Genomic DNA, 13,362 nt, shown 5'->3' with positions numbered 1-13,362 from the left:
ATCTCGTGCTCAAGCAGTCCCGAAGATTCCGCGGTCCTCGCCGTGCTCAGCTGTAACTCACACCGATGGCGGACGATCAGGTGTTCTCTTCGTCCTGTAAATCCGCAAGCTCCGCCTCGACCTCGCTATCGTCGACGTCGGCGTCGAGGTCCTCGAGTTTGTCCTCGTCGAGTTCGCTCTCGGCGTCTGCTGTCGCTTGTGGTTCCTCCTCGCCCATCTCGGATTTGAGTGTCTCGAGTTCCGCGTCGACGCCGCTGTCGGTCGAGAGCGACTCGAGTTCGCGGTCGATACTGTCCTTGTCGGACAGCACGTCGTCGAACGCCCCGGTTTCGTGGAGTTCGTCGAGCGCGGCGGCGCGTGCCTCCATGTCCTCGGTCTGTTCTTCGGCCCGTTCGATGGCGCGTCCGACGTCCTCGAACTCCTCGCCCGTGGACGTCATCGCTTCCGAGACGGTCGAACTCGCCTTGGCTGCTTCGTGGCGGGCTTTCATCGTCTCCTTTTTTGTCCGGAACTCCTCGATACGGGTCTGCAGTTCGTCTTTCTGCTCGATCAGACTATCCTGCTGGCTCTGGAGTTGTGAGACCTGTCGCTCCAGATCTTCGATCTGGTTCATCTTCGTTTTTTTCTTTTCGAGTGCGCGACGTGCCAGGTCTTCACGGCCCTGCTGGACGGCAGTGCGGGCCTGGTCGTTGTGTTTGTCGACGTTCTCCTCGAGGCGTCGTTTCTGCATCTCGAGGCGTTTTTTCTGTGTGGTGAGGTCGGCGATACCGCGTTTGACCTGCTGAAGCTGGTCGCGCATCTGCTCGTAGGAGTAATCGAGCGTCTGCGTCGGATCCTCGGCCCGGTTGAGCACCGAGTTGATCTTCGACCGGATGACGTAGGAGGTCCGAGAGAGGATGCCCATATGCCTACCTATCGCTCGTCACCCTTAAAAACATCACATCAGCGACAGTCCTCGAAGAAATCGACTCGTTAGCGGGTGTTTCTCGCCGATTTAATTATCTAGCGTCGCGACGGCTGACTCATGAGCGACGTCCTCATTCCCGGCGGTCGTGACGTTCGTGGAACGCTCGAGGAGCCAGCCGACGACCCAGATGCGATCGTCGTCGCCTGTCCGCCCCATCCCCAACACGGCGGGAGTCGATCCGATCCGCGCCTCGTCGCGGTGAGCGAGGCGCTCCAGGATGTTGGAATCGCCTGTCTTCGAATCGACTACGGGTCGTGGGACAACGGCTACGGCGAGCGCGAAGACGTCCGCAACGCCATCCGCTGGGCCGACGAGCAGTACGACGGCCTCCCGATCGGTGTCTTCGGCTACAGCTTCGGTGCGACCCAGGCGTTGCTCGCCGCGGCCAGCGGACGCGACCGCGAGGTTGCCGCTGTCTCCGCGCTCGCGCCGACGGCCCAGCTTGCCGACGACCTCGACGCGCTCGCAGCGCTCGAGGCCCTTACGTGTCCGACCCACATATTGTACGGCGAGCGGGATTCGACCGTCGACTGGGAACGACTCGTCGAGCGCGCCCGCGAACGCGGCGACACGGTCACGGAACTGTCGGGCGACCACTTCTTTATCGGCCACCACGGGCAGATCGCCGATGCAGTCAGCGACGTTTTCGAGGACGTCTTGCTCGAGTCGGCGTAGCGCGCCTGGGACGCAGTCTCAGTCTCGTCCGTGACGGGTCAGACACTTCGGGAGGCCGATCAACTCGACGGGTTCGGAGTTGTCGGGCGAGTAGACGACCATCTGGCCTTTCTCCATGTAGGGGACTTTCGACTCCAAGTTGCTGGGGATGTTGACGCTCTTGATGGCGTCCTCGTCGCCTAAGTTGAGGACGATGGTGGTGTTGATCTGCTTGAAGACGGCATCGTGGATATCCTGTGGGTCCTGCGTGATAAGAAAGAGCCCGAGCCGTTCTTTGCGGCCCTGTTTGGCTGCCTCGGTGAACTTCCGGATGACCTTGCCCGCTTGCACGCTGTCGGCGTCGGTCAGGAAGTTGTGTGCCTCGTCCATCCCGAGGACGAGTGGCGTCTCCTTGATTCGGTCGTAGATCGGATCGTTCGAGAGTTTCTGATCGATCAACAGCGAGGAGACCGCGAGGACGATCGCCTCCGTCGCCCGCGTGTCGTTGATGTGGTACGTTGGGACGACGGTCAGCCCGCCGGGGCGGACGAAGTCGTGGACCAGTTCCGTAATCGGCCGGGCGTCCTGGTCGAAGACGTGGCCGAAGCCGAGCACCCGCCGGCGGACGGCGTCGAACGTCGCCTCGTGGACCCGGCCCGACTCGTCGAGTTCCTCGCGTAGCGCGGGGTCGTCGAGGAACGTCGTAAACTCCTCGTACGTTCCGCCGTTGCCGTACTGCTTGCGGAATCGCGGCAGCAGGACGCTCACGAGCGCGCCGTACTGGTTGTCGTTCAGCCCGCTGCCCGCGACCAGCCACGGGTTTTCATAGACCATCGAAAACGGAATCGTGAACTCGACCTGTTTCGCGCGGTGATGGCCCGCCGAATAGGTGGCCGAGCCCACTTTCGGAACGAACGCCGTCGTATCCTCGTGGCCACCGTAGGCGATGCCCTCGCGCTCGAGTCGCCGGGCGAACTCCGAATCGAGGTCGGGGTTGTCGTCGTGCATCTGGGCGTACTCGTCCTGTGGGTCGAACTGGACGACGGCGGTGCCGACCTCACGGCCATCGGCCATCGGATACGTCCGCTCGTCAGCGAGGTACTGCCGAAGGATGTTCTTTGCACCGTGGGTTTTTCCGGAGCCAGTGCCGCCTGCGATTAGCGTATGGCGGAAGACGAGCGGATCGCCGGACGCGTAGTTGTCTTTCAGCCGGTAATCGATCGTCGGCGGGGACGCCGCCGTCCGAACTTTCTCGCCACCGACGGAGAGATGGCCGAGGAAGACGCCGTCTTCGGGCATCTTCAGCCCAGTTTTGATCGCCTCGATGTCGTCGGCTGTCCGGATCACCGTCTGGGGTTTCGGGACGCGGTCGGTCATCCGCCGTTTCAACTCACCGTCATCGTCGTAGAGGACGGCCACCGGCTCGAGGCTCGCGACGAACTTGTAGTCGGCTTCGTCGACCTCGTCGGTTCGCATGGCACGGCGGGCGTGGATCTCCGTCGCGTCGTCCGCGTGATACTGCTGGGCGTACTCGAGACCGGTGATCCGACAGAACAGCGTCTCGCCGTCGGGGTATGGTGCGAGCAGGTAGCTCCCGATACGGATCGACGAGCGGTTGCCCTGCGTGATGTACGCGCGCAGGGAGGTGTCGTCTTCGTCCTCGGCGATACGCAGTCCCTGGGAGACACAGAGCGTGCCGATCCCGACGTCCTCGCCGCGAGGTTCGACAGGTGTGGATTCGAACGCCGTGCTCGAGTCCTCGGTCGTCCCTGTCGAGTCGTTGGCACTCGACGCAGCCGATGCCGTATCGCCCACGTCGGCAGCGACGGCGTCTGTCGCGTCGGAATCGCCGTCCGAACCCGCGTCGAAATCGCCAAAATCACCCAGATCGGTCATATCAGTTCCATCCGGGCGGGCCCACAAACGCGTTTCCCTCCGCTCGCCTCGAGTCAGATTTAGCCTGCGGCCGTCGAAGATGACACTGGGGAAGCGATCACGCTCGCCAAAAAACAGTGACAAGAGAGTTCGTCGCCACGTCGACAGCTTGGCGGTCGATCGGCGCTGGACCGCGTCCCGGCTACTGAACGATCGACATCGCCTGTTCGTCTCCCATGACCACGCCAGACTCGTGATCGAACTCGAGGACGCCGACGTCTGCCAGCATGGGGAGATGGGTGTGATGTAGTAAAACCATCGCGCGTTTGGAGTCGGACAGCGAGCCGACGTTACGGGCAGCGAGTTTCGATGCGAGTGTTTTGACAGACAGCGGCTGATCACTGTCGCTGACCATCGAAAACACACCGATTCGGACGGGATGAACGAGCACCTCGAGCAGTCTGTCACAGTTCTTCCGCTCACACAACTCGAGCAGTGAGGCGAGATCAGCGGGCGGGAGTGGGTGCTCGCTGGCGAGCGCGACGCCAGTCTCAGTGTCCCACTCGATGATGTCGTTGTCGGCCAGTCGAGGGAGATGGGTGTGCATGAGGCTGATCCGGACGTCGTCTCGTGTCTGCTCGTTCGAGCCGTCGATTCCTTCGCTTTCGACGAGTGCTGTCGTCAGCTCTGTCAGCGACAGTCGGGTTTGAGTGGCGCTGAGAATCTTCAGGAGACGAATCCGCCGTGGGTGGCGGAAGACGTCATAACACTCGGCCGGGATATTCTCGAGTGAATCCCGTTTGCTGGCACCGCTTGGATGGGCGTCCGAACTCATTGCTCGTACTCAGTGTTGCAGTTGGAATAAGCACGTTTCCAAAACGATTTGGGTCGGACACAACAAGGAGATCGAGTAAAATCTCGAGAACATGCTCAGGCGTCCGAGAAACCGGTGTGACAGGAATAATTCAAAACCTTCTATTAATAATAGAATGTTCTCAGTCCGTTTTTTAAACTAGTACTAGTGTAGACATATCTCGTCATCAGCCAGTTCGTTTCGAACAGTCCAACAGACGGCCGTGTAGCACTGTCTTTTTGCAGCCACGAATCCTAGACAAGCGTATGATACTGGTACGCGGTCGTGCCGGCGGCACCGAACTGACTGGCACGCTGTACGAACGGGGCGAGCGAGCGCCCTCGTTCCGTGGTGCACCCGACGAAGACGCCGCGTACGTGTGGGTCTGTGACGAGTTCTACGAGGTCGACAGCGGCGGTTCGGTACAACTTATCGACGACCGGGAGATCCACCTCGCGTTTGAATCGCCGATGCCGCGTGGGTTCGATACCCGACAACAGGCACTCGAGAGTGCCAAAGAACACGTCCGGACGCAGTTCGCCCGGATCGGTGTCGACCCCGAGGACGTCGATCTCGAGGTCGAGAAAGAGGTCGAGCCTTAGTACGGTTCCTCGCTCCAGCGATGGTCGTCGTAGGTCCGATCCTGTGACGTCTCGAACTGTGTCTCGAGCGTTTCTCGAAGCGAGCGTTTTTCCGAGCGACTGATCCGGGCGAGCTCGTCGGCCTTCTCGACGATCGTCGGCGGCCCGTGTGCGATCGCGACGTCCTGTAACACCTGTCTCGTCAGCCGCTCGCGAGTCTCCGGCTCGCGAGTGAACGCGTAGGGGGCCTCGATCCGGTAGACGAGGTCGTCACGGGGGTCGTAGACGACGAAGAAGGTCACCTCGTACTCCTCGAGTGAGCGGTTGCGCTCGACGCCGAGGGCGTCACCGTCGACGGAGAGCGGCCGGTCGACGCCGCCACGCGAGCGAAACCAGTTGGTGTAGGTCAGCGCCGACGTCTCTCGCTCCCAGCGGTCGCCGTCGATGTCGGGGACGTACTCGCCGCGCTCGAGCAGGCGGGTAAACAGCGCCGAGTCGTCGCTCCACGGGCTGGCGACGTCGACGTCGCGCTTGTTCTTTAGCGTCCGCGTAATGACGCGAGTCGCCGGATTCTTGACGAAGCCGACGAGCGGCACGTCCCGGTCGACGAAGCGCTCGACCAGTCGGACGTAGTTCTCGAGGACCGTCGTCGGCCGCGGGTCCTCGAGCAGGAAATCAGCGAGGTCGGGATGTTGGTCGGCCCACCGCAGCAGGCCGCGCGGATACAGCGGGCCATCGAGGACGAGCAAATCCTCGACGTCGGCAGCGTGGTCGCAGGCGTGTTTGCTCTCGGCGAGATAGAGCGCCAGCGCGTGGACGACGCCTTCGGCAAAGCGTGGCAGCGGCGGGATCTTCACGGCGCGGCTCTGGCTGTAGCCCTCGTCGAACGTCCCCCACGTCTCGTCGACCGTCATCGTCTCGTCGTTCGAGTGGACGGTCATCACGGTGGTTCGCGAGCGGTGGAGGTCGAGGTCGCTCGGCGTCGAGCTCATGGCGGCCTGGGCGATGTCGATGACGAGGCCGTTTTTGAACGTCGTCGGGTTGATTGTCCCCGCGTCGAGGCCGTGTTCGGTCTCGAAGGGACGCTTGTGGAGGGCGACGCCCTCGCAGTCGACGAGCCGTCGGCGCTGGGTATTGACCGGCTCGAGGATCGTCCGGCCGCTGTCGTCGACGAGCGGATCCAGAAACGAGTCCCAGACCGTCTCCGCGAAGGCACGGCGGTCGCGCTCATCGGCTCCGTGATCGATCCGTCTGGCGAGTTGCGCGATGCCGTCGAAATGAACCGGATCGAGCGTCATGTGCTGTGGCTCCCACCCCACCCGCAAAAAGTCAGCGGTGGACTCTTCGTGAGCCACTCAGCAGTAGGCGATGCCATTCACTCGAGTGCGGGTAAATTACTATCAGAAAAATTATTTGACCGGGTCGCATCGAGTCACTTGTCCTGATGTCCAAGCGAGGTCTGGAAGCGGCCGAACCCGATGACGATGCGATCAACTGGCGACAGAACGGCTCGAGTGTCACGCTGTACGACGAAGCCAATCCCGACGCCTGGGTCCGAATGACGTTCGAAGCGGGTATTCCGCCCGAACACCGGCTCTATATGATCTGTGACGAGTGTGGAGCCGTCTTCGCCCAGCGAACGACCCCCGGCCGAAGCACTGTCTGTGGCGACTGTGGGGCGACGTTCGACCACTGCTGTGATTCGGCGGCCGAACGCGGCGATTCGATGCGGTAATCTCGACACGCTCGAGTCATCGACACTGCTCGAGCACGATGTACGATTTCTGAACTATCGCGTCCGAAAGCGACGGGTCCACCCTGGTCGGCTCGAGACGGTGCTACTCGAGGAACCGATCTCGAACGTCTCCGGTCGGGAGCATACACTGGTCTTTTGTGCCGAACACCCGATAGCGGTGGTCGGCAACGAGGTCGTATAGCCAGTCTCGCAGTCGACGCGGGAGGAATCGAAACGGGCCAAGGAGGCGATACACGCCGCCCAATCGCTGTGCGATTCGGATTACGGCGGCCGATTTCACATAGGCGTCCTCGCCCTCGATCAGAACGACCGACTCGAGAGACTCGGTCTCGAGGCCGTGGGCGGCAAGCAGCTCTTGGGCGACGTCGGACTGCAGCGACGCGAAGTAAAACTGTTTCTCGGTGTCGCGGGGGAGAATAAACTGCACGAACCCGTGACAGAGGTTGCAGACGCCATCGAAGAGGACAATCGGGCCGTCGTCCGGCACGTCTACGGACATCGGATACCGTTCCTTGGGGTCGGCGAGTGTTCAGCGTTCCGCTCAGTCGACCTCGACTCGAGACGGGCTGTTGGAGTTCGCTCTGGAGCGACCGCGACCCCGCGTGCGATCGCTCCGGGACACAGGGACGCGTCTGGAGGCGGCTCACGCGGCGCTGCAGGCCGTTTCGACTCGCGTGGTGGCCGTCGGCGACGACTCCTCGGCATCGAAATCGATCGCGTCGGAGTAGTAGACGACCTCGATGCGCTCGACGGGCGTGTCGAACTGTTCGGCGGCGCGGTCGCACATGGACGCGCCGAACCGGTCGGCCCGCTGGGTGTCGTCGTCCAGCGAACTCATGTACTTGCGCCAGCGAAAGCTTGGGAGCGAATCGGACGCGTCCGGCGGCGGCCCGTCCCGGAGGTCGTCGTTTCGCAGGACGTCCATCCGCTCGCCGGACTCGAGGTGCGCTTCGACCACGTACCAGCCGGCGGTGGTCGACGGATCCGGCGCGTACATCGTCCACTGGTTGTCCTCGGGATCGATTGGGTCGGCCATCTCGGGCGTGTCGGCGTAGCCCAACAACCCGATGTTCCAGACGACGACAACGAGCAACACGAAACCGAGAACGACCGACCAGAGCTGTCGCTTGCGCTCGCTTGTCTGTGGGGACAGCGTGGAGTGGAGACGGCGAGGCGGTCCGACTTGCGATCCGAGCGCACTCGTCCGCGCTCGAAGGCGCTCGAGGCCCTCGACTCGCCGACAGTGACTCGCGCCGGCGGTCTCGAGTCGGTCCCAGACACGAGTTGGAACGAACAGCACCAGCACCGCTGTCAACACGGCGGGGAACAGCCCAACGGCCATGCTCAGACCCAGTCCAGCGACGGCACTCAGGAAGAGTCCGACGTAAAGGACCCGAAGCCAGCCGGAGAGCACCAGCAACAGCGGGGCACCGACGACAAGAGCGAGCCAGCCGTAGGTGCCGACCTCGAGGAGCAACGGGTAGTCGACGAGGTAATTGCCAAGCAGGATCGTTAGCTGGTCCTGTCGAAGGGCGTACTGTAACGCCTCGCCGCCGGGCCACGTGTCGCCGAGTCGCTTGTGCTGGCCGTTGTTCGCAAAGAAGCTCACGACGTAGAGAAGGATGGCCGCCGTCGCGGGCGTCGCCACCCGGCGGTTGCGCTCGCGATCGCTACCGATCGCGTCGACGGCCCATCGCGTCCCGAGCGGTAAGAACACCGCCAGCACCATCACCTCGCGTAACAGTCTGTCACCGCTGTTGAGCACCAGCGGGGCCCGGAAGTGGACGGAGACGAGCAACACCAACGAGAGCAACACGGCGAGTTGCGTCCGGTAGCCAACGAGCACGCCGATCGCGAGCAGTGCCGCGAGACCGAACAGCAGCGCCTGCGCCCACGGCTCGCCCGACAGCATGTGAATCGAGTACTGGGCGCTCACGTCGGCTTGGGCGAGACGCACCTCCCGCGGAACGGCTCCGCTGTCGGTGTAGAACGTGACGAGATGCCGCGACCGATGAAGGACGTCGAACAGCAGCGTCAGCCCGAGGATGATTCGAAACGCCGCCAGCGCGCGGGCATCGATCCCGAGTCGGCGCTCGAGTGCGTCGCGGATTCGGGCGCGATCGGGACGGACCATTCCGGAGAGACGATCGGTCATAACTGACGGGGTCGGGACGCCGCGTGGCGAACCGATAACTGCGCGACACTCTCGAGTTGAGTTGTAAATACCTTCCGTCTGTACGGTGGCGGCAGTCGGCTACCCTGGATTTGGGTTCGGAATGACGTGCGTTCGATGTCGGACTGATTCGCGTTCGATGTCGACTGCCGCCGACCGCGACAACGACAGCTAGTTACGACAGGCTGGCGACCCGTCGCACATGGATGCTGCGCTGATTATCCTCGACGGGTGGGGACTCGGCGATGGAACGAGCAGAGACGCCGTTGACGCGGCCGAGACGCCGACGTTCGACTCGCTTGCAGAATCGGGGGCACACGGCTCACTCGAGGTCGCTGGCCGACGGGTCGGTCTCCCCGAGGGCCAGATGGGCAACAGCGAGGTCGGCCACCTGAACATCGGAGCCGGGCGCGTGGTCTACCAGGAGTACACGCGGATCTCGGATTCGATCGCCGACGGCTCTTTTCGGGAGAACGACGCGATCAATGCGGCCTTCGACCACGCTCGCGAGAACGATGGACAGGTCCACTTCCTCGGCCTCGTTAGCGACGGCGGGGTCCACTCGGACCACGAACACCTTCACGCGCTAGTCGAACTGGCGGCCGACCGCGACGTCGAGGCCGTCACCCACGCCTTTACCGACGGGCGAGACACCTCGCCGACTGGCGGACGGGAGTACCTCGCCACGCTCGAGGACGTCGTCGACGACCACGGCACGGGCGACGTGGCGACTGTCACGGGCCGGTACTACGCGATGGACCGCGACCAGAACTGGGAGCGAACCAAGCGGGCCTACGACGCCATTGTCGACCGCGAGGCCGAGTGGACGGCCGAATCGGCCGTCGACGCCGTCGAAGCGTCCTACGATCGGGGTGAGACCGACGAGTTCGTTGAACCGACGCTCGTTTCGGAGCAGCCGGCGCTCGAGGACGGCGACTCAGTTATCTGGTTCAACTTCCGGTCGGATCGCGCTCGCCAACTCACCCGAATGCTCGCCGACATCCGCTCGGAGGACTGGGCGGACACACTCGAAACCAACCCGCCCGAGACGGAGGTCGTGGTAATGACCCAGTACGACGAGACGTTCGACCTCCCGATTGCGTACCCGCCGAACCAGCCCGAAAACGTGCTCGGTGAGGTGCTCGCCGACGCGGGCAAGACACAGCTTCGGATCGCCGAATCCGAGAAGTACGCCCACGTCACCTACTTCCTCAACGGCGGCCGCGAGGTCGAGTTCGACGGCGAGATCCGCAAAATCGTCGAGAGTCCCGACGTGCCGACCTACGACCGCCAACCCGAGATGAGTGCCCCCGAGGTGACCAAAACCGCAACGGACACGATCGAGTCGGACGATCCCGACGTGCTCGTGCTCAACTACGCCAACCCCGACATGGTTGGCCACACTGGCGACTACGAGGCCGCGATCGAAGCCGTCGAGGCCGTCGACGAACAGTTAGGGCGACTCGTCGACGCGCTCGAGGCTGCGGGATCGCACGTTCTCATCACTGCAGACCACGGCAACGCCGACGACATGGGGACCGAAGACGACCCACACACGGCTCACACCTACAACGACGTGCCGCTTATCTACCTCGCTCCGGGCGGCACTGCTGGTGATCGAACCGTTCGCAAGGGCGGCACGCTGGCCGACATCGCCCCGACGATGCTTGAGTGTCTCGACCTCGACCAGCCACCCGAGATGACCGGCGAGTCACTGCTCGAGTAACCACGAGCGCTGCCACATCGCGGACCTGATTGCGGTGACAATTGCCGCTATTTTCCGCTGAGAACCCCATCGCCCTCGCGGTGATCGTGTGCTTCGGCCGTCAGTAGACACCGACGGCCCCGATACCGGTCTCGAGCGTTGTGCGCCGGGACTGCGTTGCTGGCAACATCTGCCTACAGCTCGGTCGAACTCCGAACGGACGGGAGTCTCTAGTGGTTTTACTTACTCAGCCTGCAACGACGCTGATATGAGCGACGATTCCAGTTCGGACGCCCATCGATTTGCCACGAACAGCGTACACGCCGGTCAGGAGCCGGACCCGACAACCGGGGCCCGCGCACCGCCGATCTATCAGACGACGTCCTACGAGTTCGAGGATACGGACCACGCCGCCGCACTGTTCGGCTTAGAGGAGTTCGGCAACATCTACTCGCGGATCATGAATCCGACGAACGCGATGCTCGAGGAACGCATCGCGACCCTCGAGGGTGGCGTTGGTGCACTCGCGACCTCGTCCGGGATGGCCGCGTTCGATCTCGCGACGTTCATCCTCGCGGAAGTCGGGGACAACATCGTCTCTTCGTCTTCGATCTACGGCGGGACGTACACGTATCTTACCCACACCGTCGCGAAACGGGGCATCGAGACGAAGTTCGTCGACACCTTAGATTACGACGCCTACGCGGAGGCGATCGACGATGACACCGCGTTCGTCCACCTAGAGACGATCGGCAACCCTGCGCTCGTCACGCCAGACATCGAACGCATCGCCGATATCGCCCACGACCACGACGTCCCGCTCTTTGTCGACAACACGTTCGCGACGCCGTATCTCTGCCGGCCGCTCGAGCACGGGGCGGACCTCGTCTGGAACTCGACGACGAAGTGGATCCACGGCGCTGGCTCGACGGTCGGCGGGGTCCTCGTCGACGGTGGCTCGTTCCCGTGGCCCGACGGCGATTACCCCGAGATTACTGAACCGAACCCTGCCTATCACGGCGTCAACTTCTATGAAACGTTCGGCGAGCAAGCGTTCTCGATCGTCGCCCGGACCCGTGGCCTGCGCGATCTGGGGAACCAGCAGGCACCCTTCGACGCCTGGGTCACCCTCCAGAAACTCGAGTCCCTGCCGCTGCGGATGGAAAAACACAGCGAGAACGCGATGGCCGTCGCCGAGTTCCTCGAGGGCCACGACGACGTTGCCTGGGTCAACTACCCCGGCCTCGAGAGCCACGAGACCCACGAGAACGCAAACACGTACCTCGAGGGCGGCTACGGCGGGATGATTACGTTCGGCCTCGAGGGTGGCTACGACGCTGCCGAAACGGTCTGTAACGCGGTCGACCTCACGAGTATGCTCGCAAACGTCGGCGACGCGAAGACGCTGATCATCCATCCGGCGAGTACGACCCACCAACAGCTCACCGAAGAGGAGAAACTCGCGAGCGGCACCACCGACGACCTCGTGCGTCTCTCCGTCGGCATCGAAGACGTCGACGACGTGATCGCCGACCTCGAGCAGGCGATCGAGTCGGTAGAATAAGGCGTATCAGCGACTGCGATGGGAGTTCAGCTGTCGTGCGAGCGGTCGGCAATGCGGGTCGTCGCCGATCGGGTGGCCGACTTCGGATAGTTACGGGTCTCCGAGTCGACCGTCCCGTCGGTGTGACTCGAGCGAGAACCGATCGGTAATCCGCAGCCGGCCTCGCCGTCTATTCCGAGGAGGCGGGCGAACCGGCGACGTTCGGCGGCGTGTCTATCGAGACTCATGCCGGTGAAAGAAGACAGGATCCGTTGTAGTAATGCAGGTCATTTCGTGTGGAAACGACGGGCTACGATCGTGAAACGATCCCGACGCTGCCGGTCAGTTTCAGGCTTGTAACTGTTTCATATCCGGCACCCTGCCTCGAACAGCGTAACACCCTTTTCCGTGACGCCCCTTCTTTCGAGCATGACCGAGCTCCCCGCCGCCGTCGAACGCGCACTCGAGGCCCACGACGCGTTCGTCGCAGTGGACGAAACCGCTGGCTACGATCTCACGACAACCGTCTTCGAGACGACTATTACTGCGGACGACGCGGACGGAAAACGGGACGGCCGATTTCGGGTGACGGTCACTCTGCCGACGCTCGACACCGCTGTCGCAGGCGAAGCCGTCGCCTCCGTCGTCGAAGACGGCTGGTTCGAAACGCTCGAGCGCCGACTCGAGGACGTCTTTACCGTCGCCCAGACGAGCACCCACGATGAGCCGACGATCGACCGCGACACGGAGGCGGTCACAGTCACGCTCGAGTACGTCGCCTGGAACGCGACCGAGGGCGTCGCGGACGCCAAAGCCCTCATCGAGTACGTCGAAGGAACGTTCGCACAGGGGATCGTTCCCGGCTACGAGTATCGCGGCGAGGCCGCGACGCTGCTCGAGAACGCCCAGGATCGCAGCCAGCAGGCCACGGAAGAGAGCGGCGGCATGCCGATGTAACTCGAGAGACGCCCGAATTGATTAGTCCATCGCGATGTACGTTTTCGTTTCGCTGACGCCCTCGAGTGCCTGCATTCTCGAGGAGACGGCCTCGAGGATGTCGTAGATCTCGGGGGCGTCGATCTCTGCGATGATATCGTAGTTGCCGGCGACGATATGAGCGTCGGTGACTCGCTCGAGATCCCTGATCGCCGCGAGCAGCCCCTCGGATTTTCCGGCGGCCGTCTTGATCATAATAAACGCGTGAACCATCTGTCGAGGGTGTGGTACACCATGGCATGACTAAAGTCTTTGCCTG

14 protein-coding genes are annotated in these 13,362 nt (G+C 62.9%); 6 read left to right on the top strand and 8 right to left on the bottom strand.

Annotated features, from left to right (window positions below; translation table 11 throughout):
- Positions 1 to 76: 76 nt before the first annotated feature.
- Positions 77 to 904, bottom strand: coding sequence for a PspA/IM30 family protein (locus BW940_RS04950; RefSeq protein ID WP_076608069.1), 828 nt, complete (start codon positions 902 to 904; stop codon positions 77 to 79).
- Positions 905 to 1,024: 120 nt separating this feature from the next.
- Between BW940_RS04950 and BW940_RS04945 the strand changes: the two genes are divergently transcribed.
- Entirely contained in the window at positions 1,025 to 1,642 is a 618-nt protein-coding gene (locus tag BW940_RS04945; protein ID WP_076608068.1) for an alpha/beta hydrolase, read from the top strand.
- 18 nt (positions 1,643 to 1,660) lie between these two features.
- Here BW940_RS04945 and BW940_RS04940 read toward each other — a convergent pair whose 3' ends face one another.
- A complete protein-coding gene (locus BW940_RS04940; RefSeq protein ID WP_076608067.1) occupies positions 1,661 to 3,517 on the bottom strand; it encodes an ATP-binding protein in 1,857 nt (618 codons plus the stop codon).
- 181 nt (positions 3,518 to 3,698) lie between these two features.
- Positions 3,699 to 4,331 carry a DUF7344 domain-containing protein gene (locus tag BW940_RS04935; protein ID WP_076608066.1) on the bottom strand — a complete coding sequence of 211 codons (633 nt, stop codon included), beginning with the start codon at positions 4,329 to 4,331 and terminating at the stop codon, positions 3,699 to 3,701.
- 284 nt (positions 4,332 to 4,615) lie between these two features.
- On the opposite strand from BW940_RS04935, the gene BW940_RS04930 reads away from it, so the two are divergent.
- Positions 4,616 to 4,951, top strand: a complete 336-nt coding sequence (locus tag BW940_RS04930) for a DUF7113 family protein (protein WP_076608065.1) — start codon at positions 4,616 to 4,618, stop codon at positions 4,949 to 4,951.
- Here the strand turns inward: BW940_RS04930 and BW940_RS04925 are convergent.
- Positions 4,948 to 6,228, bottom strand: coding sequence for a DNA double-strand break repair nuclease NurA (locus BW940_RS04925; protein ID WP_076608064.1), 1,281 nt, complete (start codon positions 6,226 to 6,228; stop codon positions 4,948 to 4,950). The two genes, BW940_RS04930 and BW940_RS04925, sit on opposite strands and share 4 nt — an antisense overlap.
- Before the next feature lie 146 nt (positions 6,229 to 6,374).
- Here BW940_RS04925 and BW940_RS04920 point away from each other — a divergent pair, with 146 nt between their 5' ends.
- Positions 6,375 to 6,665, top strand: a complete 291-nt coding sequence (locus tag BW940_RS04920; protein ID WP_084776733.1) for a hypothetical protein — start codon at positions 6,375 to 6,377, stop codon at positions 6,663 to 6,665.
- A 103-nt stretch (positions 6,666 to 6,768) separates the two neighbouring features.
- On the opposite strand, the gene BW940_RS04915 is transcribed toward BW940_RS04920, so the two are convergent.
- Both BW940_RS04915 and BW940_RS04910 read right to left on the bottom strand, forming a co-directional pair.
- On the bottom strand, positions 6,769 to 7,185 hold the full coding sequence (locus BW940_RS04915; RefSeq protein WP_076608062.1) for a thiol-disulfide oxidoreductase DCC family protein: 417 nt from the start codon (positions 7,183 to 7,185) through the stop codon (positions 6,769 to 6,771).
- A gap of 144 nt (positions 7,186 to 7,329) precedes the next feature.
- Positions 7,330 to 8,841 (bottom strand): HTTM domain-containing protein, encoded by a 1,512-nt coding sequence (locus BW940_RS04910; protein ID WP_076608061.1) that lies wholly within the window; start codon positions 8,839 to 8,841, stop codon positions 7,330 to 7,332.
- Between the two features lie 220 nt (positions 8,842 to 9,061).
- Between BW940_RS04910 and gpmI the strand changes: the two genes are divergently transcribed.
- Together gpmI and BW940_RS04900 are read left to right on the top strand one after the other, a co-directional pair.
- Positions 9,062 to 10,585 (top strand): 2,3-bisphosphoglycerate-independent phosphoglycerate mutase, encoded by a 1,524-nt coding sequence (gene gpmI, locus BW940_RS04905; protein WP_076608060.1) that lies wholly within the window; start codon positions 9,062 to 9,064, stop codon positions 10,583 to 10,585.
- A gap of 247 nt (positions 10,586 to 10,832) precedes the next feature.
- On the top strand, positions 10,833 to 12,128 hold the full coding sequence (locus BW940_RS04900; protein ID WP_076608059.1) for an O-acetylhomoserine aminocarboxypropyltransferase/cysteine synthase family protein: 1,296 nt from the start codon (positions 10,833 to 10,835) through the stop codon (positions 12,126 to 12,128).
- Between the two features lie 26 nt (positions 12,129 to 12,154).
- Here BW940_RS04900 and BW940_RS04895 read toward each other — a convergent pair whose 3' ends face one another.
- Complete coding sequence (locus tag BW940_RS04895) at positions 12,155 to 12,355, bottom strand: hypothetical protein (RefSeq protein WP_076608058.1); 201 nt, start codon at positions 12,353 to 12,355, stop codon at positions 12,155 to 12,157.
- A 181-nt stretch (positions 12,356 to 12,536) separates the two neighbouring features.
- Between BW940_RS04895 and BW940_RS04890 the strand changes: the two genes are divergently transcribed.
- Positions 12,537 to 13,064: a DUF5813 family protein gene (locus BW940_RS04890; RefSeq protein WP_076608057.1), complete on the top strand. Its 528-nt coding sequence runs from the start codon at positions 12,537 to 12,539 to the stop codon at positions 13,062 to 13,064.
- A 21-nt stretch (positions 13,065 to 13,085) separates the two neighbouring features.
- On the opposite strand, the gene BW940_RS04885 is transcribed toward BW940_RS04890, so the two are convergent.
- On the bottom strand, positions 13,086 to 13,316 hold the full coding sequence (locus tag BW940_RS04885; protein ID WP_076608056.1) for an Lrp/AsnC family transcriptional regulator: 231 nt from the start codon (positions 13,314 to 13,316) through the stop codon (positions 13,086 to 13,088).
- Between the last annotated feature and the right edge of the window lie 46 nt (positions 13,317 to 13,362).

The organism is Natronorubrum thiooxidans (assembly GCF_900156475.1).
Lineage (GTDB): Archaea > Halobacteriota > Halobacteria > Halobacteriales > Natrialbaceae > Natronorubrum > Natronorubrum thiooxidans.
Note: the sequence above shows the minus strand (reverse complement) of the source record. Positions and strands in the feature narration are given on the sequence as shown.

What these genes read in the sequence shown, in the direction of transcription:
- BW940_RS04950 (WP_076608069.1), bottom strand. Translation starts at nt 904, where the DNA reads ATGGGCATCCTCTCTCGGACCTCCTACGTCATCCGGTCGAAGATCAAC.
- BW940_RS04945 (WP_076608068.1), top strand. Translation starts at nt 1,025, where the DNA reads ATGAGCGACGTCCTCATTCCCGGCGGTCGTGACGTTCGTGGAACGCTC.
- BW940_RS04940 (WP_076608067.1), bottom strand. Translation starts at nt 3,517, where the DNA reads ATGACCGATCTGGGTGATTTTGGCGATTTCGACGCGGGTTCGGACGGC.
- BW940_RS04935 (WP_076608066.1), bottom strand. Translation starts at nt 4,331, where the DNA reads ATGAGTTCGGACGCCCATCCAAGCGGTGCCAGCAAACGGGATTCACTC.
- BW940_RS04930 (WP_076608065.1), top strand. Translation starts at nt 4,616, where the DNA reads ATGATACTGGTACGCGGTCGTGCCGGCGGCACCGAACTGACTGGCACG.
- BW940_RS04925 (WP_076608064.1), bottom strand. Translation starts at nt 6,228, where the DNA reads ATGACGCTCGATCCGGTTCATTTCGACGGCATCGCGCAACTCGCCAGA.
- BW940_RS04920 (WP_084776733.1), top strand. Translation starts at nt 6,375, where the DNA reads ATGTCCAAGCGAGGTCTGGAAGCGGCCGAACCCGATGACGATGCGATC.
- BW940_RS04915 (WP_076608062.1), bottom strand. Translation starts at nt 7,185, where the DNA reads ATGTCCGTAGACGTGCCGGACGACGGCCCGATTGTCCTCTTCGATGGC.
- BW940_RS04910 (WP_076608061.1), bottom strand. Translation starts at nt 8,841, where the DNA reads ATGACCGATCGTCTCTCCGGAATGGTCCGTCCCGATCGCGCCCGAATC.
- gpmI (WP_076608060.1), top strand. Translation starts at nt 9,062, where the DNA reads ATGGATGCTGCGCTGATTATCCTCGACGGGTGGGGACTCGGCGATGGA.
- BW940_RS04900 (WP_076608059.1), top strand. Translation starts at nt 10,833, where the DNA reads ATGAGCGACGATTCCAGTTCGGACGCCCATCGATTTGCCACGAACAGC.
- BW940_RS04895 (WP_076608058.1), bottom strand. Translation starts at nt 12,355, where the DNA reads ATGAGTCTCGATAGACACGCCGCCGAACGTCGCCGGTTCGCCCGCCTC.
- BW940_RS04890 (WP_076608057.1), top strand. Translation starts at nt 12,537, where the DNA reads ATGACCGAGCTCCCCGCCGCCGTCGAACGCGCACTCGAGGCCCACGAC.
- BW940_RS04885 (WP_076608056.1), bottom strand. Translation starts at nt 13,316, where the DNA reads ATGGTTCACGCGTTTATTATGATCAAGACGGCCGCCGGAAAATCCGAG.